General features: G+C 46.5%; 23 protein-coding genes. 17 read left to right on the top strand and 6 right to left on the bottom strand.

Going from position 1 to position 23,485, the window contains the following annotated elements; translation table 11 throughout:
- Window positions 1-99 precede the first annotated feature (99 nt).
- The 16 genes from pgsA (at window position 100) to ACZ5PW_RS13235 (ending at window position 15,425) form a co-directional block, all read left to right on the top strand.
- Window positions 100-645: a CDP-diacylglycerol--glycerol-3-phosphate 3-phosphatidyltransferase gene (pgsA, locus tag ACZ5PW_RS13310; protein ID WP_464554478.1), complete on the top strand. Its 546-nt coding sequence runs from the start codon at window positions 100-102 to the stop codon at window positions 643-645.
- A gap of 36 nt (window positions 646-681) precedes the next feature.
- Window positions 682-960 (top strand): hypothetical protein, encoded by a 279-nt coding sequence (locus tag ACZ5PW_RS13305; protein ID WP_464554477.1) that lies wholly within the window; start codon window positions 682-684, stop codon window positions 958-960.
- Window positions 961-968: 8 nt separating this feature from the next.
- Window positions 969-1,295, top strand: a complete 327-nt coding sequence (locus ACZ5PW_RS13300; RefSeq protein ID WP_464554476.1) for an FtsB family cell division protein — start codon at window positions 969-971, stop codon at window positions 1,293-1,295.
- Complete coding sequence (locus ACZ5PW_RS13295) at window positions 1,279-2,181, top strand: tetratricopeptide repeat protein (protein ID WP_464554475.1); 903 nt, start codon at window positions 1,279-1,281, stop codon at window positions 2,179-2,181. The genes ACZ5PW_RS13300 and ACZ5PW_RS13295 overlap by 17 nt, the downstream gene beginning before the upstream one ends.
- Before the next feature lie 72 nt (window positions 2,182-2,253).
- Window positions 2,254-3,054, top strand: coding sequence for a hypothetical protein (locus tag ACZ5PW_RS13290; protein ID WP_464554474.1), 801 nt, complete (start codon window positions 2,254-2,256; stop codon window positions 3,052-3,054).
- A 90-nt stretch (window positions 3,055-3,144) separates the two neighbouring features.
- Window positions 3,145-4,161, top strand: a complete 1,017-nt coding sequence (fbp, locus tag ACZ5PW_RS13285) for a class 1 fructose-bisphosphatase (RefSeq protein WP_464554473.1) — start codon at window positions 3,145-3,147, stop codon at window positions 4,159-4,161.
- Window positions 4,161-5,231, top strand: coding sequence for a tRNA (adenosine(37)-N6)-threonylcarbamoyltransferase complex transferase subunit TsaD (gene tsaD / locus ACZ5PW_RS13280; RefSeq protein WP_464554472.1), 1,071 nt, complete (start codon window positions 4,161-4,163; stop codon window positions 5,229-5,231). The genes fbp and tsaD overlap by 1 nt, the downstream gene beginning before the upstream one ends.
- A gap of 208 nt (window positions 5,232-5,439) precedes the next feature.
- On the top strand, window positions 5,440-5,760 hold the full coding sequence (gene trxA, locus ACZ5PW_RS13275; protein ID WP_464554471.1) for a thioredoxin: 321 nt from the start codon (window positions 5,440-5,442) through the stop codon (window positions 5,758-5,760).
- A 3-nt stretch (window positions 5,761-5,763) separates the two neighbouring features.
- Complete coding sequence (trxB, locus tag ACZ5PW_RS13270; protein ID WP_464554470.1) at window positions 5,764-6,681, top strand: thioredoxin-disulfide reductase; 918 nt, start codon at window positions 5,764-5,766, stop codon at window positions 6,679-6,681.
- Window positions 6,681-7,412 carry an outer membrane protein assembly factor BamD gene (locus ACZ5PW_RS13265; protein WP_464554469.1) on the top strand — a complete coding sequence of 244 codons (732 nt, stop codon included), beginning with the start codon at window positions 6,681-6,683 and terminating at the stop codon, window positions 7,410-7,412. The genes trxB and ACZ5PW_RS13265 overlap by 1 nt, the downstream gene beginning before the upstream one ends.
- Before the next feature lie 82 nt (window positions 7,413-7,494).
- Window positions 7,495-8,295: a hypothetical protein gene (locus tag ACZ5PW_RS13260; protein ID WP_464554468.1), complete on the top strand. Its 801-nt coding sequence runs from the start codon at window positions 7,495-7,497 to the stop codon at window positions 8,293-8,295.
- A 23-nt stretch (window positions 8,296-8,318) separates the two neighbouring features.
- Window positions 8,319-10,367: an elongation factor G gene (gene fusA / locus ACZ5PW_RS13255; RefSeq protein WP_464554467.1), complete on the top strand. Its 2,049-nt coding sequence runs from the start codon at window positions 8,319-8,321 to the stop codon at window positions 10,365-10,367.
- 259 nt (window positions 10,368-10,626) lie between these two features.
- Window positions 10,627-11,109 (top strand): DUF2062 domain-containing protein, encoded by a 483-nt coding sequence (locus ACZ5PW_RS13250; protein ID WP_464554466.1) that lies wholly within the window; start codon window positions 10,627-10,629, stop codon window positions 11,107-11,109.
- Between the two features lie 194 nt (window positions 11,110-11,303).
- On the top strand, window positions 11,304-13,487 hold the full coding sequence (locus tag ACZ5PW_RS13245; protein WP_464554465.1) for a chemotaxis protein CheA: 2,184 nt from the start codon (window positions 11,304-11,306) through the stop codon (window positions 13,485-13,487).
- The gene (locus ACZ5PW_RS13240; protein ID WP_464554464.1) at window positions 13,487-14,356 is read left to right on the top strand and encodes a CheR family methyltransferase; all 870 of its coding nucleotides are present in this window, start codon (window positions 13,487-13,489) and stop codon (window positions 14,354-14,356) included. The genes ACZ5PW_RS13245 and ACZ5PW_RS13240 overlap by 1 nt, the downstream gene beginning before the upstream one ends.
- Window positions 14,357-14,360: 4 nt before the next feature.
- Window positions 14,361-15,425 (top strand): protein-glutamate methylesterase/protein-glutamine glutaminase, encoded by a 1,065-nt coding sequence (locus ACZ5PW_RS13235; RefSeq protein WP_464554463.1) that lies wholly within the window; start codon window positions 14,361-14,363, stop codon window positions 15,423-15,425.
- Window positions 15,426-15,428: 3 nt separating this feature from the next.
- Here ACZ5PW_RS13235 and ACZ5PW_RS13230 read toward each other — a convergent pair whose 3' ends face one another.
- A complete protein-coding gene (locus ACZ5PW_RS13230; RefSeq protein ID WP_464554462.1) occupies window positions 15,429-16,466 on the bottom strand; it encodes a potassium channel family protein in 1,038 nt (345 codons plus the stop codon).
- Between the two features lie 26 nt (window positions 16,467-16,492).
- Entirely contained in the window at window positions 16,493-18,499 is a 2,007-nt protein-coding gene (gene uvrB / locus ACZ5PW_RS13225; RefSeq protein WP_464554461.1) for an excinuclease ABC subunit UvrB, read from the bottom strand.
- Window positions 18,500-18,599: 100 nt separating this feature from the next.
- On the opposite strand from uvrB, the gene ACZ5PW_RS13220 reads away from it, so the two are divergent.
- Window positions 18,600-19,100, top strand: coding sequence for a hypothetical protein (locus ACZ5PW_RS13220; protein WP_464554460.1), 501 nt, complete (start codon window positions 18,600-18,602; stop codon window positions 19,098-19,100).
- A 40-nt stretch (window positions 19,101-19,140) separates the two neighbouring features.
- Here ACZ5PW_RS13220 and aat read toward each other — a convergent pair whose 3' ends face one another.
- The 4 genes from aat to ACZ5PW_RS13200 form a co-directional block, all read right to left on the bottom strand.
- Window positions 19,141-19,866, bottom strand: a complete 726-nt coding sequence (gene aat / locus ACZ5PW_RS13215; RefSeq protein ID WP_464554459.1) for a leucyl/phenylalanyl-tRNA--protein transferase — start codon at window positions 19,864-19,866, stop codon at window positions 19,141-19,143.
- A 246-nt stretch (window positions 19,867-20,112) separates the two neighbouring features.
- Window positions 20,113-22,422, bottom strand: coding sequence for an ATP-dependent Clp protease ATP-binding subunit ClpA (gene clpA, locus ACZ5PW_RS13210; RefSeq protein ID WP_464554458.1), 2,310 nt, complete (start codon window positions 22,420-22,422; stop codon window positions 20,113-20,115).
- A gap of 1 nt (window position 22,423) precedes the next feature.
- Window positions 22,424-22,732 (bottom strand): ATP-dependent Clp protease adapter ClpS, encoded by a 309-nt coding sequence (clpS, locus tag ACZ5PW_RS13205; RefSeq protein ID WP_464554457.1) that lies wholly within the window; start codon window positions 22,730-22,732, stop codon window positions 22,424-22,426.
- Between the two features lie 133 nt (window positions 22,733-22,865).
- The gene (locus ACZ5PW_RS13200; RefSeq protein ID WP_464554456.1) at window positions 22,866-23,441 is read right to left on the bottom strand and encodes a class IV adenylate cyclase; all 576 of its coding nucleotides are present in this window, start codon (window positions 23,439-23,441) and stop codon (window positions 22,866-22,868) included.
- Window positions 23,442-23,485 lie beyond the last annotated feature (44 nt).

The raw sequence follows: 23,485 nt of genomic DNA, 5'->3' as shown, positions 1-23,485 counted from the left end.
TCCGGGGGGCAGTCAGCTGCCTCCCGGTTAAAAAACTAAGCACAGGTTACAGGATGGCTTCATCCTGACAGAACGAATTTTTCGACCCCGGGATACTCAATGTTCAATCTTGCCAATTCGCTGACCCTTGGCCGCATTTTTGCCGCTCCTGTAATTGTTGTTCTTCTTTATTATCCGAACAAGTTCACAATGTTTCTTGCGGCACTGGTTTTCTTTTTAGCTTCCCTCACTGATTTTTTTGACGGTTATATCGCAAGACGCAGTAATCAGGTTACCAATCTGGGAAAATTTCTTGATCCTCTCGCAGATAAGCTGCTGATTTGTTCTACTCTGATAATGCTTAGTTATATGGGGTACGTAAGTGGCTGGATTACTATAGTAATTGTCTGTCGGGAGCTGGCTGTGACCGGTTTGAGGGCGATTGCGGTTGATATGGGCCTGGTCCTTGCCGCGGACAAATTCGGCAAACTGAAAACGGTCATGCAGAGCTTTGCGCTTGGTCCTTTGCTGCTTCACTTCCCGTATTTCGGGTTGGATATGCACCAGATCGGTACGGTTATTCTTTACATCGCGCTCTTTTTAACTGTATTTTCAGGTGCTAATTATATGTACAATTTGCACAAAGTCTGGTTAACTAACGAATAAATTTTAATTTTGTAATAAAACCAGCACGGATAGATTATGAACGGCCAAGAAAAACAAAACCTTATGTTCAGGCTAAATAATTGTCTCGAGACCATTCTCGAACTTGAACAGGAGCTGGAGAAACTGGATTTGAGCCGCAATTTCGTCGCAGAACTTGAGGTGCTGAAAGGTTTCATGAGTAAAATGGAGAAAATTCAGGTGAGCGAGGATGAGGTCAAAAGGATCGAGTCCGCTACCGGTAATTTCCTGCAGGAACTCAAGCTGCCGTTGGCACAGGCTGATTCTGACCGAAAAATGTTTATGCGGCTGCAATAGGGTATTTCATGCTGCGTCGCAGAGTTTTGTTGGGACTTCTGGTTGTTATCAACCTCGTGCTGATTATTCGTCTCGGACTGAGTGAGCAGGGTTTTTTCGGGTATATGGAACTTGATGACAAGGTTAAGGAGCTCGAAAGGAAAATCGACGCTGCAGATAACCGGACCATTGAGCTCAGCCGAGAGATCCGCCGCCTTAAATCAGACCGTGCGTATCAGGAAAAAATCATCCGCAGCCGGATGAATTACGTTAAAGAAAACGAAGTTTTGTACATCTTCCCGGAGACCGGGAAGGATAAATCCCAGGGAGCAGCCTCAGATGCAAAGCAAGATTGAGTGGTATCAGGAAGTTCTGGCACTTGAACCGAGCTCTAAAGTCTTTTTTCCCCTCGCCCGCCTCTATGTGGAGATGGGGAATCATGAAAAGGCTGTTACCACTTTGAGGATGGGACTGGATCGCCATCCGGACTATCTTGAGGCTCGGCTGCTGCTGGTGGAAACCCTTGCCAAACTCGGCAGGGATTCTGAAGCCAAGGCAGCGGTTACTCCACTTACCAGAATGTTCTCGTCATATCCGTCCTTCTGGAGGATGTGGGGAGATTCTGTTTCTGACGGTAATGCTGATGTCGCAGGCGCGATGGCCTTTCTGTTTTCAGCCCTTCACGGCTCTCCCATGTCCTGGTCCGATGTTATGGCTGAGGGTATAAAGCAGCTTACCGGCACAGCTCCCGCAGCCGATCATAAAAGAGAGGCTCCGGGCGGTGAGAAGTATGATGACTCAGACGTCAGTGAAATTTCCAATGAGCAGGCTGCGTTTGCCCGACCCGAGCCTGCAGCGGATGGTGAGGCCCTTACCCGTGAGATAGCCGAGGCTGTGGCGCGGTCCGAGAGTGACAGCGGGGGGGATGACGATCTTACCAGCCCGGTTGTGATGAAGAGTCTGAAGACCAGAACAATGGCGGACGTTCTTGCCGCTCAGGGCGACCTTGAAGGTGCTCTGGATATTTATCGCGACCTGTTATGTAAAGCCGATGATGTTGAAAGAGAAGAGTTGATGAAATTTATGGCTGATATTTCTGAAAAGATCAGTCACGCTCATAGTGCTTCCGATGCAGGTGTTGTTGAAGAAAGGGTTGACCCTTACCACAAGCACGCTAAGAGCAAATTGATGAGCACCCTTGAGATTCTGGCCGGGCGCCTTGAAGCCCGTGCCAACCGTTAAATCTGGCCTTTGAACATAAATCATTCACTGATATGGAATGCTGTGGTTTACACACGGCGTCCGGGTTTTTATATGAAACTAAAAAATGTTGTGCGCTCTGTCGCACTTTTTTCTGTTGCGGCTCTGCTGTCTCTTGCATCAGGATGTGAATACGGTAGTAAAGTCTGGCATGATACCCAGAACTATGTCGATCCAAACCCCGAAATCAACCTCAAGGGTGGAGGAATTGAAAATCCGGATGAGAACAAGCTTGCGCTTCTATTTACTCCTGTAGATGGAAAGATCCTTTCACTGATCAACCGGCTTTCGACTGTTGATACACACCCTGATGAGAACTGGTTCAAGCTTCTTTTCATGCGCTATCCCTGGATCAGCGGCGTCCTAACTGTTGATGATGAAGCAAGCATTCTGGTCAAGCTCCCTGAAACAAGCATTAAGCCTTTCAAGCCCGGCCCTCTGGTTGAATATGAAGGGGACTGGACAGAAATCAAACTGAAGTCATTCGTAAGTTATTCCGAATTCGGCCCCGAGATGTATCTTTGTACTCCATTTTTCAAGGATGCGGATTTTCGCGGTCTGGTTGTTGTCCATTTTGATCCTCGAATTCTTTTGAATTTTTGTCCTGATCCTGAAAAGCTCATAATCATGCAGCCTGACGGTGGAGGGATCTGGACAGGATCGGATCAGGTCGACAAGGAAGCCCTCCTCAAGATCGACTGGGATTCCCTGCTTGATCAAAACGTGCGTGGCGTGGTTACTGCTGGCGATGTTCGTTATGTGTGGCTGTCCCGTTATATTGGTGATACACAGATTGTCTATCTTACCAGAGCTGTTTCGAAAGCTGATGAAGATGACGGCTTTCTCTTTTTCTGAATTTAAAGTTAGTCCTCAATTTGAATTTCTGGTATTAGAGCCGTATACTTCATGATAATTGCGCAGCAGGGACATTCCTAAGGAGGATCGATGACCCAGCAGATTACTGTTACTGAGCACCTGTTACTACATCAAAAGCAAATACCCGGTGCAACTGGCCAATTCACACACCTGTTCAATGAACTTGTCCTTTCTGCAAAGATCATCTCGAGAGAGGTGAACAAAGCCGGACTGGTTGATGTGCTCGGATTCACCGGCGAGGTTAATGTTCAGGGTGAAGAAGTTAAGAAGCTTGACGAATATGCAAACCGGATACTGATCCACCGGATGGCACGCTCAGGTGTGCTGTGCGCCATGGCCTCTGAGGAAAATGCAGATGTCATCGAGATACCGCATGGGCTCCCTCAGGGGAACTACATAATTATTTTCGATCCGCTGGATGGTTCTTCCAATATTGACGTCAATGTCAATATTGGTACTATTTTTTCCATTCACCGCCGCAAAAGTAAGCTCGGGACTCCTGTGCAGTCCTCTGATGTACTTCAGCCGGGGGATGAACAGGTTGCGGCCGGATATATTCTTTACGGCTCCTCAACCATGCTTGTCTTTACTACCGGGGACGGGGTGCACGGTTTTACTCTTGACCCCGGTGTCGGTGAGTTTCTTCTTTCACACCCAAACATGAAAGTTCCTGAGCAGGGCAAAATATATTCAGTAAATGAGGGATACTGGCCCTACTGGAGTGATGCCACCAAAAAAGTAATCAGCCATTTTAAATCCCATGAAAATATCCATGGAAAGCCTTACAGCCTTCGGTACATAGGTTCACTAGTGGCTGATTTCCACCGTAATCTCATCTATGGCGGGGTATTCATGTATCCTGCTGACCATCGTGACCCTGAGAAACCACGCGGCAAGCTCAGACTGATGTGTGAAGCCGCCCCTATGGCTATGCTGATTGAACAGGCCGGTGGATGTGCGACAGATGGAACTCAAAGGATTTTGGACATTATACCTGATGATCTTCATCAGAGGGTTCCCCTGTTTATCGGGTCAAAACACGAAGTGGATACCATCAGCGAAATATACAAGGAGCATGACGGTTAATGCTCTGCCTTGGTATTGAGAGTTCCTGTGATGAAACAGGGCTCGCGTTGGTTCGTAACGGTAAGCTTATTGCTGAAAAGCTGGCATCACAGGTTGATGTTCATGCTTTGTTCGGTGGTGTCGTGCCGGAAATTGCCTCCCGTGAGCATTTAAGAGTTCTTCCTGCTTTACTGAATGATTTGCTGACCGAACAGAATCTTTCCATGAGTGATATTGATGTCGTCTCGGTGGCCAGAGGGCCGGGATTGCAGGGTTGCCTCCTTATGGGGCTTAATTTCGCCAAGGGGCTTGTCCTTTCCTCAGGAGCAAAGCTGATCGGTGTGAATCATCTATGGGCGCATTTGACTGCGGCAGGTCTTGAACAGGATTTGGTCTTTCCTTCTCTTGGATTGCTGGTTTCCGGTGGCCATACACATATTTACCTGATTGAAAGCCCCACACAGTTTACTCTGCTTGGCAGAACTCTTGATGATGCCGCCGGAGAAGCTTTTGATAAGACAGCTAAATCTCTCAATCTGCCATATCCAGGAGGCAAGCTTGTTGATGACCTCGGGCAGTTGGGTACAGTGGACAAGAAATTATTTCCGGTTCCATATATAAATAATGATAATCTGGATTTCAGTTTCAGCGGTCTTAAAACTGCGGTTGCCAACTATGTGAATAAGCACCCTGAATTGCGTATGGATGTAATGGGTATGCCTGATCCGGATTCGGAAAAGGACAGTGTGACGCAATTACGCAATAATATGCTTGCTTCATTTAACTATACTGTGGCCCGAACACTCGAAACCAAAATTGTCAGAGCTCTTGAGCGCAATAACGGGGTCCATTCCCTGATCGTGGCGGGCGGGGTGGCTGCCAATTCGGTTGTAAGGTCTGTGATGTCCGGAGTGGCGGACCGCTTTTCCATTCCTCTTGTGCTTCCATCACTGCATATGTGTACTGATAATGGAGCGATGATAGCTTATGCAGGATACCTGATGGCAAAATCAGGTTGCAGGCATGACCTAGATCTGGAGGCAATCCCCAGGGGAAGAATTGTCCCTTCTGACTGGATTTGTGACTGTTGATTGTTGCAAGTAGGTATTGCCATTGCGACAAAGGACAGTTACTATTTAAATATACTGGACCTAATATAATTGTCGGTCCTCTTGACACAAAAGGACGCGGCAATTATTTTCTGAAACTGAAATGCTGCAGGCTGCAGCAATTTGTTTGAAGAGATAACAATGTGTCTTTCAGGCACAGCTACCTGAATACTGTAACAAGGAGAAAATCATGGCTTTGCAGGTATCCGATTCCAATTTTCAAGAAGAAGTTCTCAATAGCGACAAGCCTGTTCTGGTTGATTTCTGGGCACCTTGGTGTGGCCCCTGCCGTGCAATGGGACCTGTTATTGACGAACTCTCCGAAGAGTTTGCAGGTCAGGTTAAGATCTGCAAAATGAATGTTGATGACAACCCTACTTCCCCCGGTAAGTATGGTATCCGTGCTATTCCCACTCTTATTCTTTTTAAAGACGGTGAAGTCGTAGACCAGACCACCGGTGCAGTTTCCAAAAGCAGCATTAAGGAAATGATCAGCAGTAAGGCTCTGTAAAAGATGAATTCTTATGACGCCGTAGTCATCGGGGGCGGCCCTGCCGGAATGGCGGCCGCCCTTTATCTTGCAAGGGCAGGAGTTGATTTTCTTGTCGTTGAAAAGCTATCTCACGGCGGACAGATGCTCCTTACTGACGAGCTGGAGAATTACCCCGGATTTCCTAAAGGAATTAGAGGTTATGAACTGGCAGACAGAATGGCGGAGCATGTTAAACTTTATGAATTCGAGCACCGTCTCGGTCAGGTGGATCAGATAATAACCGGTGAAGAATTTCATGAGGTTGTTATTGAAGGTGAGCATATCCGGACAAGAGTGATAATTATTGCTTCCGGTGTTACATTCAGAAAATTGAAAGTTCCTAATGAAGAAAAGCTGTTGGGACGCGGCGTTTCATATTGCGCACTTTGTGATGGCAATTTCTTCAGAGATAAAGTTGTTGCCGTAATCGGGGGGGGGAACTCCGCCCTTGAGGAATCTATCTATCTTTCCAAGCTGGTTAAGAAGCTGTATCTTGTGCATCGCAGGGATCAGTTCCGGGCTGATAAAGTTTTTCGAGATAAATGTCTCGACAACCCGGTCATTGAACCTGTACTGAATTCCGTGGTTTCCCGGATTGTTGGGGATAACGAAGTTAAGGGTGTCGAACTTAAAAGCACCCTGACCGGGGATTATTCAGTGCTGGATGTTGACGGTGTTTTTATCTTTGTAGGTTTTGATGCCGTCTGTAAATTTTTTCCTGAAGAACTTGAACTTGATAAGTTCGGGTTTATTAAAACAACCTGCGAAATGGAATCCTCTATTCCGGGCATTTACGCCGCCGGAGATATCAGATCCAAAAAATGCAGACAGATTGTTACCGCAGTAGGTGACGGCGCGACAGCAGCCACTGCTGCCTATGCGTATCTGGAACATAAATAATGCGAATCAGAATTTTATCATTTGTTTTAGTTTCCTTTCTCCTTTTAAGTGTCAGTGGTTGCGGTGTCATTGACTACTACTTTGTTCCAAAGCCGGAAGACACAGCACAGGAGCTTTATGAAGCCGGTGTTGAGGCGATGAAGGAAAAGGATTATTATGATGCCGCCGAGTATTTTTCCAAACTTAAGGATCGTTATCCTTTCAGTCCGTACACCGTAAAGGCTGAAGTAAGCCTTGGTGATGCGTATTTTCTCGATAAGAAATATTTTGATGCTTCAGAGGCTTACAAGGAATTTGCCGCTCTTCATCCGGGGAGTGAGGAAATCCCATATGTCCTTTTCCAGATAGGTCTGAGCAATTTCAATATTTTCAGTTCCATCGATCGTCCTCAGTCGAACGTTACTGAGGCCCTTGAGTATTTTTACAGGGTCGAGGAAGCTTATCCGGATTCAGAATATGGAAAGGCAGCCAAGGAATATATCGTAAAGTGCAGGCGAACCCTTGCCGACCATGAGCTTTACATTGCTGATTTTTTCTGGCGATCAGAAAAATACGGTTCGGCATGGAAGAGATATGCTTACGTTGTTAGGAGTTTCAAGGATCTTCCCAAGGTTCAGAAATATGCCATGAAGCAGGCTGAAATGGCATATTATGAATATCAGAAAACCCTGTCTCAGGATGAGCGCGAAAAATTGCAGGGCAGTTGGAAAGAGCTGTTTAACTGGTTGTAATATACTTATTTTACCATTATAAAAAAGACCCGGCAGGCTACGTCTGCCGGGTCTTTTTAGTACAGAATACATGGAGAATGAAATGTTTGCTTTTCCCGAGTGGCTTTCTGATTATCAGTTGGAAGATGCCTTTTTTGCCAATGCTTATGAATCTACGGAACCCCATTTAAGGGCTTGGCTTAAGAAAACAATTGCTCAGGTTTTTGAGATCAATTCCCCGTGTTGTCCCCTGAAAAGCTGGACGGTTGATACCTGGCGTGGGGGATTTGAGACAGAGATAGCAAGGTCGCCTTTGGACTGGACCGTGATGTTGGTAGATTGCGAGAGTGTATCTCCGGTACGGCTGTTGGCCGCACTTGTTCCTGCACTGGCTGCCGGTGTTTCAAACGTGATGGTAATAATTGAAGGCGATGGAGATATTCCGGCATCGATTCTTGCCGGGCTCGAACTGGCAGGACAGGAAGATGTGGTTCGTCTTGATACATCACAGCTTGACGAACTGGTAGGATCTCTCAGTCAAAACAGATCTACCGGGGCAATTATAGATATGCGGGGCAGCGAGAATAATCTGATATGTCCTCAATCAGTGAAATACTGGCGAGGACCTTACATTTCGAGTATATGTGTCTGTAAAGATGAAGATTCACCCGCAATGGATGTTCTGAAGTTTGCGCATCCTGATGTTGATTTTGTTGAAATAGATGAAGAGTCTCTTGATACAATTCAGGCAGATGCCGCGGTTGTCCCACCCGAGTTTGTTGGTGAGACTTTGCTTTCATGCCGTACTGTTCTGGCTCATGGACAGGAGGGCTGTTGGATCTGGAACGGTTTGAACTCTTCTTATTTCATGCAGGAATCTACTGCTTTGACTGCTGCTGAATAAATTTTACTACTGGGGGGTGTATTGTGACTGTTAAGCCTGATTTCTCCGCGAAAGGTATCGGTAAAATAAGAAATATCGGAATTATAGCTCATATTGATGCGGGTAAGACCACCGTCACTGAACGTATGCTCTATTTTTCGGGTAAGATTCACAGGCTTGGCGAGGTTCATGAAGGGACCGCCACTATGGATTATATGCCCGAGGAACAGGACAGAGGGATAACCATAACCTCTGCTGTCACGACATGTTTCTGGGACAAAAATACGATCAATATCATTGATACTCCCGGGCATGTTGATTTCACAATTGAAGTTGAAAGATCATTGCGGGTGCTCGACGGTGCAGTCGGTGTGTTCTGTGCTGTCGGAGGAGTAGAACCGCAATCCGAGACGGTATGGAGGCAGAGTGAGAATTATAAGGTCCCCAAGCTTGTTTTTATAAATAAGATGGACCGCCTCGGTGCCGATTTTCATGCTGTGCTGGACTCAATGGCTGACAAGCTGAAAGTGAATTCGTTGCCTGTGCAGATCCCTAATGGTGGCGGTGAGGACTTCTCGGCAGTATATGATATTGTGCGGATGAAGAAACTTGTATTCAATCAGGATGTCTACGGCGAAGAATTTGAAATAGTCGATATGTCTGATGATGATAGAGAGTTTGCAACTCCATGGCGAGAAAGAATGTGCGATACATTGTCTGAGATAGATGATGAGTTCATGGAGCGCTATCTGGATGATGATTTAGATCAGGACTACATTGATTCCGTAATCCGCAAAGCGACTCTGGATCTCAAAATTGTTCCGGTTTTTGCGGGTTCTGCCCTTAAGAATGTGGGCGTACAGCCCTTGATGGACGGCGTATGCAAGTATCTGCCAAGTCCTCTTGAAGCGCCCAATGTTGTGGGGATCGACCCTAACACAGGTGTTAAAAGAGAGGTGGAGCCTGTTGCTTCCGGTCCTTTTCAGGCTCTTGCGTTTAAAGTTGTTATGGACGCCGGGCGTAAAATGGTACTCATTCGTATTTATTCCGGAAGGATAGAGCCGGGAGATACTGTTACTAATTATACTCAGGGAACCACCGAAAGGATGGCCCGCCTGTTCAGGATGCATGCTGGCAGGAAGGAGAGGATTGATATTGCCGGAGCAGGGGACATAGTCGCAGTAGCCGGGCTGAAGGGCGTACGCACCGGAGATACCCTTTCCACCGGTGAAAATCCTATTGTACTTGAACAGATAGAGCTTTACCGTCCTGTTATTTCGCTGGCAATAGAACCCCGAAATGTTGAAGAATCAGAAAAAATGGAAGAAGTGCTTGAGAAATACCTTCAGGAAGATCCAACTCTTACTCTAAATACTGATGAAGATACCGGGCAGATTATTCTTTCAGGAATGGGTGAACTGCATCTAGAGGTTGTTCTGGACCGCCTTCGCCGGGAATACAAGCTTGATCCAAGGGCCGGTAATCCTCAGGTTGTTTATCAGGAGGTTCCCGGAAAATCTGTTGAAGCTTCTGAGGAGTTCAACAGGCAGCTTGGTGAGGACATGCATTATGGTTTTGTGAAGCTTGGAATCGAACCTCTTGAACGCGGGGCTGGTCGTGATATAGTTTTTGAAATAGATCCTGAACAGTGGCCCTCTGATTGGATGGACGCTGTTGCTGAAGGTATTGATGACGCTTTGCAGAGCGGGGTGATCAAGGGTTTTCCGGTACAGGATATCAAGGTTCGCGTTCTGGAAATGCGCAGGCGTGACGGTGAATCGAGTGTTCCGGGCTACCATATGGCAGCGGGGCGGGCTGTCAAAACTGCGCTCAAAGATTCGTCACCCAAATTGATGGAGCCGATCATGGATGTTGAGGTGTCTGTACCGGATGAATTTGTGGGCGATGTTATCGGGCTTCTGGGTTCTAAGGGAGCGCGGATTGAAAATATGATAGACCGCAACAGCCAGAAAATTGTACAGGCCCTGTCTCCTCTCAGGAATATGTTTGGATTTTCAACCGACCTTAGATCTTCAACTCAGGGCAGGGCCGGATTTGTAATGAAGTTTCACAGTTTTGACGTGCTTGAGTAGTGTTTGTTGTGTACTTTTGAGTTTTAGTCAGTCAATACCGACTTTTTGGTGAAAAGGAGTGCCGGTTCTTCTTGCTCTTTAAAGTATAAAAAATTATTAAGAGCCATCTTGACGCATGCAGGACTATCAGTTCCGGTTTGCATTTCATCAAATAGTTGTGCCGGGTTATCCAGGCATCTGGCTCAGCCCCTTGAGGGATCATGGGGAGGGGCTTAACTTTGCTTTTACAGGTATATTGATGTCAAAAGAATACAGCAGAATGTCTAAGGTTAAGCGGCTTTTAAGGCTTCATTATCTCAAGATAATGAGGATCAACGCATCGCCGTATTATATTGCGATGGGCGTTGCGTGCGGTGTTTTCGGGGGCTGCTTTCCTGTGATTCCCGGTTTGCCGCTGCAGACGGTTATCGCTGTCGCCGCCGCTTTCTGTACCCGGAGCAGCAAGGTTGCCGCAGCTGTAGCCACCTGGATTTCAAATCCTTTCAACTGGATTCTCTTCTACTACGTTCAATATAAAATAGGTTCGTTCCTGCTGCCTCTGGATGTTAAATTTGACCCGACTTCATGGCAGGTGACAGATTTTATGGATATTGGATGGCAGGGATTGACCATCCTTATTTTCGGAGGCTTTGTTTTAAGTATTCCTTTATCCGTGGCGGCTTATTTTATTGCCCTGTATTTTGTCCGCCGCTACAGAAAACGCAAGGCTTTAAGAATGCTCGCAAGGCGAAAGAAAATTTAGATATAGTAATTTTTAAGTATACTGAAATACTTCTGGCGGGTGGCGTTGTTAGCCGCTCAACAAAACAAAAGACCCTTTATTACGCTGAGGGTCTTTTTTTATTGTCTTATTGGTGATAATTCTTGAAATAAATAAATTAAATGTTTAAAAATAAGTATGTTTAGAAGAATATAAATTTGACCGGGAGTTTCCGTATGTCTGATGATATGACTACTCAAGTGTTCAAGGAAGAAGCCTATGAATTACTTGGAGAACTTGAGACTTCACTCCTAGAACTTGAGGAAGTCCCCGATGACATGGATGTTATCAACAGGGTGTTTCGGGCTCTTCACACAATAAAAGGCTCCGGGTCCATGTTTGGATTTGAAGCCATAGCAGAATTTACCCACGAAGTTGAAACCGTTTTCGATCAGGTCAGAAACGGAGAACTTCCGATAAGCAAAGAACTGCTTTCCCTTGCTCTGTCTTCACGGGATCATATTTTTTCTATGCTGGAATCACCGTCCGGTGAAGGGGATTTCGCTGTAGGCGAGAGTATTCTGGAAGGGCTCAAAGAAATTGCTTCCGGTGGTGAGGATGTTGTTGCAACTCAAACAACTGAGCAGCAGGGTAAAGCCGAAGAAAGTGCACGAAAGTCCGCTGCAACTAAGGTTTCTCCCATATCCCCAGATAAAGAAGTTTTCTCTGGTGATGGAAAATCATTAAAATTATACCAGATCGCAATTACAGCTGATTCTGGGCGGGATGTCAGCGGAGAAGCCCTTGCCCCGCTCATGGAGCAACTTGGTGAAATAGGTCGTATCCGTTCGGAAGTTTTTCATTCCGCAAAGGAAGGGAAAGGTCAGAACTGGTGGGATGTGTTGTTTGAAAGCGATGTGGATAGTCTTTCAATTGAAGAGATCTTTTTTTTCACTGATGTTCCGGTTTCAGTGAAAGTCCGCCAGGTCGATGAAGATTATCAGGAAGATGAATTTGAGGATGATTCGGAAGACGATGCTCCTGCTATCATAAAGGCTCCCAAGAAACTTGGTGAAATTCTTGTCGCAAGAGGTGATGTCCCGATTGAGGCAATTGAGAAAGTTCTGGCGGATCAGAAGCCTCTTGGTGAGTTGCTGGCTGAGAAAGGGGTTGTTACCAAGGATAAAGTTGACAGCGCTCTTGCTGAACAGGCCGCCGCAAAGGATTTTCGCTCAAACAGGAAGAAAGCCGATGTTTCTTCTTCAATAAGAGTAGCCGCGGATAAACTGGATTATCTGGTGGATCTGGTTGGCGAACTTGTAATTGTTCAAGCCCAGATAAGTCAGGTGGTAGGCGAAAAAAATGATCCTGTCCTCACTGCTTTGTCCGAGGAGCTTGAGCGGCTTTCAGATGAGCTCAGGGATAGTACTCTCGGGATCAGAATGCTGCCCATAGGAACAACTTTCAGTAAATTCAGGCGGCTTGTCCGTGACCTTTCGGAAGATCTGGGTAAGGAAATTGATCTTCATACTAACGGAGCTGAAACTGAGCTTGATAAAACCGTTATCGAAAGGCTTGGAGATCCTCTGGTGCATCTTCTGCGCAACTCCATTGACCATGGTATAGAAACTCCCGATGTGCGGAAGTCTAAAGGAAAACCCGGCAGGGGAACCATTACTCTTTCAGCTGAGCATTCCGGCGGAGACGTAATGATTCTCATTGAGGATGACGGCAAAGGGATGTCCAAGGAGGCTATTCGCGAAAAAGCCGTGGAGAAGGGACTTATTGCCGCTGACGAAGAACTTACTTCCAATGAACTCTTCAACCTGATTTTCGAGCCCGGTTTTTCCACAGCCAAGAGTGTGACAAATGTGTCCGGGCGAGGGGTCGGAATGGATGTTGTGAAACGGGCGATTGATTCCCTTCGAGGCAGTATCGACATTGACAGTCAGGAAGGGAAAGGAACAGTCATAACCATCCGATTACCGCTAACTCTTGCCATTATTGACGGTCTGCAGGTGCGGGTTGAAGACGGTTATTACGTGATACCTCTTTCACTGGTCGAAGAATGCGTCGAGCTTACCCGTAAAGATGTGGAGGACGCCAACGGCCAGCAGTTTGTCAATCTTCGAGGCGAAATAGTACCTTATATACGGATACGGGAATGGTTTGATATTGAGGGTGAATCTCCTGAAATAGAGCAGATAGTGATAACCGGGATGGACGGAAACCGTGTGGGTGTTGTTGTGGATACTGTTATCGGCGAGCACCAGACCGTTATCAAGAGTCTTGGACGTGTTTATCGTGATGTTGAAGGTATTTCCGGAGCCACGATCAAAGGTGATGGAACTCTGGCACTCATTCTGGATATCCCGAAACTGTTCCGGACCGTACTGGCTGAAATTAAAGCTGCAGGTTGATGTCACTGATGAAAGATAAAAATGAAAAAGACGTTTCTCCGGTTTCTTCAACTGCGAGAATGAAAGATTCTGATTTCCAGAAATTCAGTTCCCTTATCAAAGGAGAATTCGGCATTAAGATGCCACCTTCAAAGAAGACAATGCTTGAAGCCCGTCTTCAAAAAAGGTTGAGGGCTCTGGGGTTCAGTTCTCATGCGGAATATTGTGATTTTTTGTTCAGTCCCGGGGGATTTGAAAGAGAGCTTACACAGCTTATTGATGTGGTCACTACGAATACCACTGACTTTTTTCGGGAACCTAAGCATTTTGAATTGATGTTAAGCACTGTTCTTCCCGATCTTATTAGAAGAACCAGCCGCCCTCTCAAAATATGGTCTGCGGGTTGTTCGAGTGGTGAAGAACCCTACACCATTGCGATGGTTCTCAGTGAATTTGCATCTAGAAATAAGGATGTGAAGTTTTCCATACTGGCAACGGATATTTCCACGGATATTCTGCGCAAGGCTATGAATGCTGTTTACCCCATGAGCAAGGTTGAAGTTATCCCGATGGCTTTGAAGAAAAAATATCTTCTGAAAAGCAAGGACAAAAGCAAGGGGCTCATTCGGATTGCACCGGATTTGCGCAGGAAAATAGATTTTAGAAGGCTTAACTTTATGGAGCCTTTTCCATTCAAAGATCAGAAGGATATAATTTTTTGTAGAAATGTTGTTATATATTTTGATCGGGCCACACAGGAGAAGCTGTTCAAGAAATTTAGTGAACGGCTGCAGAGAGGAGGCTATCTATTTATTGGACATTCAGAAAGTATTTCAGGAATGGATCTTCCTGTGAGGCAGATCGCTCCCACCGTTTACCAGAAGGTTTAAAGCTATGAAGAAGACGAAAGTGTTGATTATTGATGATTCCGCGTTGGTTCGTCAGGCCTTGCAGAAGTTGTTTGAAACTGATTCTTCCATTGAGATAGTAGGATGCGCCGGAGATCCTTTTGCTGCGGCTGAGATTATGAAGAGAGTCGTTCCCGATGTAATCACGCTTGATATTGAAATGCCCAGGATGGACGGACTCACATTTCTTCGTAAGCTGATGAGCCAGCATCCGGTTCCAGTTGTTATATGCTCGACGCTCACGGCTGAAGGTTCTGAAAGCTATATGCGTGCCATTGAATATGGGGCTGTGGATGTTATCACCAAGCCTAAAATAGGTACAAAACAGTTTTTTGAAGAGTCAAGTATCAGAGTGTGTGATGTTGTCAAAGCAGCAGCACTGGCGCGCCCTAAAAAGCTATCCTCAAGGCCTATGAATGTTCAGCCCAAGCTTAATGCTGACGCTGTTCTTCCCAAAGCCCGGCCGGGAGCAGCTCTCCAGACAACTGAAAAAGTCGTTCTGGTCGGAGCTTCCACCGGTGGAACTGAGGCCGTACAGAGCTTTCTTACCCGTATGCCCCGGGATTGCCCGGCTATTGCCATTGTTCAGCACATGCCTGAAAAATTTACTGCCGCTTTCGCCTCACGGCTTAATACAATCTGCCAGATAAACGTCAAAGAAGCCTCGGATGGAGACAGTCTTTTGCGGGGACAGGCTTTAATTGCGCCCGGAAATAAACACATGCTGGTTAAGCGTTCCGGAGCCCGGTATTATGTACAGATCAAGGATGGTCCTCTTGTCAGCCGACACAGGCCTTCAGTAGATGTTCTTTTTCGCTCGGGCGCTTCCAGTGCAGGAAAGAACGCCGTTGCTGTGATCATGACCGGCATGGGAGATGACGGAGCAAGGGGGATGAAGGAACTGCATGATGCCGGGACGTATACAATCGCACAGGATGAAGCATCATGCGTAGTCTTCGGTATGCCTCAGGAAGCCATCAAAGCCGGAGGTGTGCGCAAGGTTGCTTCCTTGAATAGAATTCCCAGTGAAGTGTTGGCGCAGGCCAGATAGAAATTACAGAATTTTGCCGATAGCCGAGAGGTCGGAGTTCTTACCTACTGTAAGCAGGGTGTCTCCGGCCTCTATTACTTCCTTGGGACCTGGGTTGAAAACCATTTCCCCGGAACCTTTGCGGATGGCAATGATAATGAGGTTGAAGCGTGGTCTGATTTTAGATTCGATGAGATCCTGCCCGACCAGCTCGGAGTCTGTTGAAACAAACAACTCTTCCATCTGAAGATCGATTTTACCGCGCATGGCAATATCAAGAAAGTTGGTTACAGTCGGACGAAGGACAGACTGGGCCATGCGTATTCCACCGATAGTGTGGGGGAGTACCACCCGGTCTGCACCGGCAAATTCCAGCCTTGAAATACTTGTGGTGTCATTTCCGCGTGCTATGATGTTAAGCATGGAATTGGATTGGCGTGCAATGAGAGTTACATAGACATTTGCAGCTTCATCGGAAAGAGCTGCTATGAGAGTCTTCGCATTATCGAGTCCGGCCATTTTAAGGATTTCGTCACTTGTGGCATCGCCCTCAATGCATGCTACTCCGGCAGCTTCCATATTTGCAATAAGCTCCGGATTGTTTTCAATAACCACAACTTCCAGTCCTTCGGACATGACTTCTTTGGTTACAATAGCTCCTATTCTTCCGTAACCACAGACAATTATGTGGTCTCTGAGCTTTCCGATAGTTTTCTGCATTCTTCGTCTCCCGAGAATAGCTTGCAGCCTTCCTTCCACCAGCAGCTGCGAAAATGCGCCGATTAAATATGCAAAGCCACCGACTCCCCCGAGGATAAGGAGCGAAGTAAATACTCTGCCGTTATCTGACAGGGGTAAAACTTCCATGAACCCTACGGTGGAGAGGGTGATTACTACCATGTAGAAACTGTTCAGAAAATTCCAGCCTTCAATCCACATATAACCGACAATGCCGCCCACGAAGACCAGTGTCATATATATGAAACCGGATATGAGCCCCCAGAACATTCCCAGGTCTCTGCGGAGGCGCAGCATTTTTACAAATATGGATTTGGATTGCATTCCTGACAGTCCGTTGTTTATTCAGTCTATCCCAGACTGATAATTTTTTCCCTGAGCCGTTGTATACGGTCCCGGAGCTCCGCGGCTTTTTCAAATTCCAGTTCTGCGGCGAATTTACGCATGTCTTTTTCCATTCGGCGCACTTCTTTTTCCATTTTGGCAGGATCAAGGCCGTACTCTTCGGCTTCTTCTGCGGCAATCTTGACTTCGCCGCCAGACCATGTGTCAGAGTACAATGTTCCCAGCATATTATCCAGTGATTTGGATATGGTCTGCGGGATGATTCCGTGTTTTTCGTTATGATCAATCTGTTTCTGGCGGCGGCGTTCAGTCTCATCCATGGCAGTACGCATGGAACGGGTTACCGTGTCAGCGTAAAGATAAACTCTTCCTTCCGAATTTCGTGCGGCTCGTCCGAAGGTCTGGATCAGTGAACGTGTTGAACGCAGAAAACCTTCCTTGTCCGCGTCAAGTATAGCTACCAGAGAAACTTCAGGGATATCGAGTCCTTCTCGAAGCAGGTTGATGCCGACCAGTGCCGTGAATTCTCCTGCTCGAAGGGATTGAATGATTGCCATTCGTTCCATAGTATCAATATCAGAGTGTAGGTATTTGGCCTGAACCCCCATCTGATTGAAATAGTCAGTCAGGTCTTCAGCCATCCTCTTGGTAAGGGTGGTGATCAGGACTCTTTCGTTTTTCTTTTCGCGCTCTTTGCATTCCGCGAGAATATCATCCATCTGTCCTTTGACCGGGCGGACCTCAACCACGGGATCAAGCAATCCGGTGGGGCGGATGATCTGTTCTACAACAAGCCCCTGCGCCCGTTCCATTTCCCATGGTCCCGGTGTTGCTGACACATAAACTGTTTGACCTATTTGATCCAGAAATTCTTCAAAGCATAAAGGGCGGTTATCAAGTGCCGAGGGCAGCCTGAATCCGAAATTTACCAGAGTGGTTTTGCGGGAACGGTCCCCGTTATACATGCCGCCTACCTGTGGGACGGCGATGTGTGATTCATCCATGAAAAGCAGGAAATCATCAGGGAAATAGTGGAGCAGAGTCGCCGGGGGATCACCTTCCTTACGGCCGTCCAGGTGTCTGGAATAGTTCTCGATGCCGTTGCAGTACCCGATCTCCTCAATCATTTCGAGATCGTACATTGTGCGCTGTTCAAGCCTCTGGGCTTCAACAAGCTTGTTTTCTTCCTTAAATTTTCGGAGAGTTTCAGAAAGTTCGTTTCTGATGTCTTCCCGGGCACGCTCAAGGTTGTCTTTATCCGAGACAAAGTGACTTGCGGGGTAGATGACAGTTTTTCGCCTTCGGCCTGTGACTTCGCCCGTCAGCGGATCGGTTTCCAGAATCGAATCAATTTCATCTCCGAAAAATTCAATCCGTAAAGCCTGTTCACGGCTGTAGGCCGGGATAATCTCGATGACATCTCCTCTGACTCTGAAGGTCCCGCGGTGGAAATCGTAGTCGTTACGTTCGTACTGAACTTCGACCAGCCTTTCCATAAGCTGCTCCATGGACATTTCCTGTCCTTCTTCAACAGGTATGATCATACGGGCATAGAATTCCGGAGAACCAAGTCCGTAAATGCATGAAACAGAAGCCACGATCAGTACATCTCTTCTGGTCAGCAGGGCATGGGTTGCCGAGTGCCGGAGTTTATCGATATCATCATTAATGGATGAATCTTTTTCAATATAGGTATCGGAGTGGGGCAGGTATGCTTCCGGCTGGTAGTAATCGTAATAGCTTACAAAGTATTCAACTGCGTTATGCGGGAAAAGGGCTTTGAATTCATTGAAAAGCTGGGCGGCAAGGGTCTTGTTTGGAGCCATGACAAGTGTAGGCCTGTTCAGCTCCTTAATCACATTGGCCATGGCAAATGTTTTACCTGTACCGGTTGCACCGAGCAGTATCTGGTCCTGAATTCCGTGCTGTATATTTTCCGTAAGCTGTTTTACCGCTTCGGGCTGATCGCCTTTGAGAGTGTATTCACTGACAAGTTCAAATTTACCTGACATTCTGATCGTTTCCCGACTTGTGCTGTTAAATTAAAATAGTTATGTAAAAGTGATAAGCAATTTGACCAGTATATTAAAACATTCATTCCGCGAGGTAGCAATGATTCCTATAATCCAGGTTGAAAACGGGGAGATCCCTATCAAAAGAGGATATGCTGTATCAATGGTGATTCGCAGTTTTAAAGGACGCCGTGAAGTGGAAGTCCATTTGTTCCGGCCCGATTGGGCTCCCGAAGATGAAGGTGAGATCATCTGGGACAATGTTTTCGGCAGTCCGGCCACCCTCGATGCTGTTCCTGATGAGAACAAAGACCGTAAAGTAGTTCTTGAGTCTTTTACCAAAGAGGAAAGGGATCAGGTGATTGATTATCTCAAGGAGCACTACTCCTCAAGACTTGAATCAATTTTTGCTACGCCGATGGAATTTCCTGTGCCAAGTGGCCTCCCGCCGCTTTCTTCCATCTCAGAAGGAAAAGATATCGGGCTAATCAAGTTTGAAAAGATTCCTCATTTTGATCTGCCTTTTGCCCTGCGGGGACTTTATAATCTGGGCGCACACCGTCCGCTGGTGGAAACCAGAGAGCACGACAGCAGCAGTTAGACTGATAAAAGCTGATGTCGGCAGGGATTCTCTGCCGACATCAGCTGCACAGAAAGTCTGTGATGATTTTGTATTCTCCGGGCATGTACTCCCATTGTCCACGCAGGGCAGGATACTCCAGAGCTTCATCCAGCAGATCCAGAAACTCGTAACGGGGCATTTCCTCAGCTCCGAGCGATTTCAGATGGTCAGTGGGCTGCTGGCAGTCCACGAAATGAAATTCCCGGTTTTTGAGAAACTGTACCAGATAGGAAAAACCTATCTTGGAAGTGTCAGGCTCAAGAAAGAACATGGATTCTCCCGAGAATACTTTTCCCAGTGAAATTCCGTAAAGTCCTCCCGCCAGATTTCCTTTGCAGTTCCATACTTCTACACTGTGCGCGAATCCTAGTTTGTGAAGCTTGATGTAGGCTTCTATCATTTCAGGTACAATCCATGTCCCGGCCTGTCCCGGTCTGAATTTTTTCGCACAGTTGGTTATTACGCTTTCAAAAGCCCGATCAAGGGTCACTGTATATCCATTCTGTTTAATTTTCTTCTTCACAGTTCTTGAGATATGCAGCTTATCGAGGAAAAGAACCAAACGGGGGTCAAGTGACCACCAGAGTATGGGGGAATTTTCATCGTACCAGGGGAAAATACCAGCCGCATAAGCGGATAAAAGCCGTTCAGGGCTGAGGTCGCCACCTACCGCGAGCAAACCGTCCGGTTCTGCTTCTTCCGGATGAGGGAAAACCGGGTCTTCTATCAATCTGTATACTACCATAAAAAATCCTCGTTAAAACCTGATACTTAATAATAAACTTTTGAGAAATTTTGGCAATAGAGAGATTGAAACAGGCTTATCTTATTTTATATTTTTAAACCGCTATCAATATTTTTGAGGATCCTGTTTACTCTTTTGACCATGTTTTTGTTATCAAGCTGTGAATATATTTTTATTGATTTTCTAAGAAAAGCCCTGCTCCGGGGAGCAGGGCTTTGTAGGTGGTCATTGCTGTTTTCTGTTGTATTAATTCTTGAATTTAAAGCTTAGGATCTCTTCATCATTATCTTTTTCTTTCTTTGTTGAGACTTTAACTGTTCCGCCTTTAACCAGTTTGCCGAACAATATCTCATCCGCAATTTCATCCTTTATGGATGTCTGGATGAGCCTTGCCATTGGACGTGCACCGTAAGCAGGGTCATGTCCTTTTTCAGCAAGCCAGCGTCTGGATTTTTTATCAAGTTCTACAACAACCTTGTTATCAATCAGCTGGTTGTTGAGTTCCTTGATAAATTTTTCAACGATGAGTTCCATAACTTCAATCTGCAGAGAGTTGAAGGATACTATTGCATCGAGCCTGTTGCGGAATTCAGGGCTGAAGATCTTCTCCACAGCTTTGAGCCCGCGGCCCTTGTCGTCACCGCCTTTTACGCTTGCTCCGAATCCAATTCCGCCCTTGGCCATCTCACGAGCTCCTGCGTTGGAGGTCATGAGGAGAACAACATGCCTGAAGTCGGCTTTCCGTCCGTTATTGTCGGTCAGGGTTGCGTAATCCATGACCTGCAGCAGAATGTTGAACACATCGGGATGCGCTTTTTCTATTTCATCAAAGAGGATGATGCAGTGCGGATTTTTACGAACTCCTTCAGTGAGCAGTCCGCCCTGATCGAAACCGACATAGCCAGGAGGCGCGCCGATGAGTCGGGCAACAGCGTGTTTCTCCATGTATTCACTCATATCAAAACGCATGAAATGAACACCCATGGTATTGGCAAGCTGTCTGGCCAGTTCTGTTTTACCTACTCCGGTCGGCCCGGTAAGCAGGAAAGAACCGGTGGGGCGGCCAACCTGTTTCATGCCTGCGCGTGAACGCAGGATAGCCTTTGCGATGGTGTCAACTGCTTCATCCTGACCGAAAACCACAGATTTGAGATTAGCATCAAGTTCCTGCAGCCTTGTGCGGTCGGACATCGTTATGCGTCTGGCTGGAATACGGGCCATCTTGGAGATGACTTTTTCCACATCGGAAACAAGGATGCGGTCTCCCTTGCGCTTGCGCTGGCTGAGTCCGTAGAAAGCCCCGGCTTCATCAATGACATCGATAGCCTTGTCCGGAAGGAATCTTTCATTGATGTGTCGGGCTGAAAGTTCAGCAGCAGCTTTCACGGCTGATGGAGCGTAGACAACCTTATGGTGTTCTTCGTAATAGGGTTTCAGGCCTTTTAGAATTTCAATTGTTTCTTCCACGGAAGGCTCTGTTATATCGATTTTCTGGAACCTGCGTGAAAGGGCGCGGTCCTTTTCAAAATGATTTTTATATTCTTCGTAGGTGGTAGCTCCGATACAGCGAATTTCCCCTGATGCGAGAAAGGGCTTCAGGATATTGGATGCATCCATTGATCCGCCGCTTACTGCACCGGCTCCCACGATAGTGTGTATCTCGTCCACAAAAAGGATTGCTCCTTCCTTGTGTTTGAGTTGAGCAAGCACACCTTTGAGGCGTGACTCGAAATCTCCCCTGTACTTGGTCCCCGCGAGCAGGGCTCCCATATCAAGGGCGTAGACATCGGTGTTTTCGAAAGCTTTCGGAACATTGCCATTAGCTATTGCAAGGGCAAGCCCCTCGGCCATCGCTGTTTTACCAACACCCGGATCTCCGACGAAGATCGGGTTGTTCTTGCGTCTGCGGGCCAATATCTGAAGTGTTCTTTCAACTTCATTATCACGACCGATCAGCGGATCGATTTTGCCGTCTCTCGCACGCTGGGTAAGATTAGTAGTAAATTCTTCCAAGGGGGATTGTTTTTCATCCTGGCCCCCACCGGGATTTGATTCTCGGGCAGGTCCCGGACCTCCCGGTCCGTGCTTGGGGCTCGGGCTTATATCAAGGCCTTCGGCCCAGTCCCCCTCGCTCATGGCATGAGAGATGTATTCAAGGATATCGAGTCTGGAAATGTCGTGCGTTTTGAGAAAATAAACTGCGTATGAATCTTCTTCCTCAAACATGGCAGCAATTACATCACCAACTTCAACAACATCTTTTCCGGCAGCTTTTTTCTGCCAGATTGCTCTTTGAAGCACGCGCCTGACACCGAGGGTCTGGATTACTTCGGTATCCACACCTGTCGGCAGAGGTTCGAGGTTTTCATCAAAAAAACGTTCGAGTTGACTTTTGAGCTTAATAATTTCCGCGCCACATCCTGCGACTATATCTGCGCCGACATCTTCCTGGATGATTGCATAGAGCAGATGCTCCAGGGTAAGAAATTCATGATTTCTGAGTCTGACTTCATTAACCGCAGAAGTCAGTGCTTGTTCCAATGCTTTACTGAGCATACTAGACCTCTTCGATTGTGCATTTCAGCGGATAGCCTGCCTGCTTTGCAAGCTGTCGGACCATTTCAACGCGTGTTTCAGCAACTTCTGCCGTATAAACTCCACAGACACCGACTCCGTCATTATGGACCTTGAGCATAATCTCTGTGGATTCCTCTTCAGTTTTTCTGAAAACCTGCATCAGCACGGCAACAACGAACTCCATGGAAGTGTAGTCGTCATTATGAAGCAGAACGCGGTACTTCCTGGGTTCTTTAAGCTCGTCCTCAAGCAGAACATCTGACTCAAATTCTTCTATGTAATCTGGCATTTTTTCTTATGTTTGAAATTTTTTATCTGTTTGACTGTAGTTAACAATAAGAATAATTTCCCCACCTGTCGAGGAAGAATTATCCTTTTTTATGTTAGATTTTTTCTAACATATAGAAAATATGAAATTTTGTTTAGAGAAGATTTTGGATTTCATCCGGTGTGAATACGAAATTTTCATCTTCGGGGAGGCCTTTTTCCTTACGCATGTCACGGTTTAGCTCGTGATATGTTTTTTTGCATGAATCTTTATTCGCAAGCCCCAACTGTGAGGCGCAGAGGAGTATCTTATCCTCTTCCCCTTCTATTTCGATGAAATTTCCGAAGGGAAGGGTGTCCATACAGATGTGGCATTCACAAAACAGCCATTCTTCCCGTATCTTTTCGTACCTGAAAACGGGAGAGTAGCCCAGGACTCCCAGAGCGGATATAGTCTCTTCAAAACTTGAGACTTCTGTTTCATGCTCGATATATACTTTTGCCGCACCTTCTTTGATTGATGTGGGGATACGCTTTACAGTCATGGTTGTTTTATCGGCCTGACGGACCCGCAGAAGGGCCGATCTTTTGTAAAGCGTGCGTCCATTATCATCCAGAACCATATTACGTTCATAATGGCGGGTCAGTTTTTTACCTCCGTTCTTCTGTAAAACGGATCTGATTTTATCATGGTCGGCATTGAGATATTTGAGTTCAGTTTCCAGTGCCATTAAGCTTTTCTCTCTTGATTTTAAGTGGTACTTATTATTTAGAA

This window comes from Maridesulfovibrio salinus, assembly GCF_055394525.1.
This window is presented reverse-complemented; position numbering and strand designations above follow the sequence as displayed.

Coding starts and splice junctions, on each gene's coding strand:
- pgsA (WP_464554478.1), top strand. CDS start 100: ATGTTCAATCTTGCCAATTCGCTGACCCTTGGCCGCATTTTTGCCGCT.
- ACZ5PW_RS13305 (WP_464554477.1), top strand. CDS start 682: ATGAACGGCCAAGAAAAACAAAACCTTATGTTCAGGCTAAATAATTGT.
- ACZ5PW_RS13300 (WP_464554476.1), top strand. CDS start 969: ATGCTGCGTCGCAGAGTTTTGTTGGGACTTCTGGTTGTTATCAACCTC.
- ACZ5PW_RS13295 (WP_464554475.1), top strand. CDS start 1,279: ATGCAAAGCAAGATTGAGTGGTATCAGGAAGTTCTGGCACTTGAACCG.
- ACZ5PW_RS13290 (WP_464554474.1), top strand. CDS start 2,254: ATGAAACTAAAAAATGTTGTGCGCTCTGTCGCACTTTTTTCTGTTGCG.
- fbp (WP_464554473.1), top strand. CDS start 3,145: ATGACCCAGCAGATTACTGTTACTGAGCACCTGTTACTACATCAAAAG.
- tsaD (WP_464554472.1), top strand. CDS start 4,161: ATGCTCTGCCTTGGTATTGAGAGTTCCTGTGATGAAACAGGGCTCGCG.
- trxA (WP_464554471.1), top strand. CDS start 5,440: ATGGCTTTGCAGGTATCCGATTCCAATTTTCAAGAAGAAGTTCTCAAT.
- trxB (WP_464554470.1), top strand. CDS start 5,764: ATGAATTCTTATGACGCCGTAGTCATCGGGGGCGGCCCTGCCGGAATG.
- ACZ5PW_RS13265 (WP_464554469.1), top strand. CDS start 6,681: ATGCGAATCAGAATTTTATCATTTGTTTTAGTTTCCTTTCTCCTTTTA.
- ACZ5PW_RS13260 (WP_464554468.1), top strand. CDS start 7,495: ATGTTTGCTTTTCCCGAGTGGCTTTCTGATTATCAGTTGGAAGATGCC.
- ACZ5PW_RS13250 (WP_464554466.1), top strand. CDS start 10,627: ATGTCTAAGGTTAAGCGGCTTTTAAGGCTTCATTATCTCAAGATAATG.
- ACZ5PW_RS13245 (WP_464554465.1), top strand. CDS start 11,304: ATGTCTGATGATATGACTACTCAAGTGTTCAAGGAAGAAGCCTATGAA.
- ACZ5PW_RS13240 (WP_464554464.1), top strand. CDS start 13,487: ATGTCACTGATGAAAGATAAAAATGAAAAAGACGTTTCTCCGGTTTCT.
- ACZ5PW_RS13235 (WP_464554463.1), top strand. CDS start 14,361: ATGAAGAAGACGAAAGTGTTGATTATTGATGATTCCGCGTTGGTTCGT.
- ACZ5PW_RS13230 (WP_464554462.1), bottom strand. CDS start 16,466: ATGCAATCCAAATCCATATTTGTAAAAATGCTGCGCCTCCGCAGAGAC.
- uvrB (WP_464554461.1), bottom strand. CDS start 18,499: ATGTCAGGTAAATTTGAACTTGTCAGTGAATACACTCTCAAAGGCGAT.
- ACZ5PW_RS13220 (WP_464554460.1), top strand. CDS start 18,600: ATGATTCCTATAATCCAGGTTGAAAACGGGGAGATCCCTATCAAAAGA.
- aat (WP_464554459.1), bottom strand. CDS start 19,866: ATGGTAGTATACAGATTGATAGAAGACCCGGTTTTCCCTCATCCGGAA.
- clpA (WP_464554458.1), bottom strand. CDS start 22,422: ATGCTCAGTAAAGCATTGGAACAAGCACTGACTTCTGCGGTTAATGAA.
- clpS (WP_464554457.1), bottom strand. CDS start 22,732: ATGCCAGATTACATAGAAGAATTTGAGTCAGATGTTCTGCTTGAGGAC.
- ACZ5PW_RS13200 (WP_464554456.1), bottom strand. CDS start 23,441: ATGGCACTGGAAACTGAACTCAAATATCTCAATGCCGACCATGATAAA.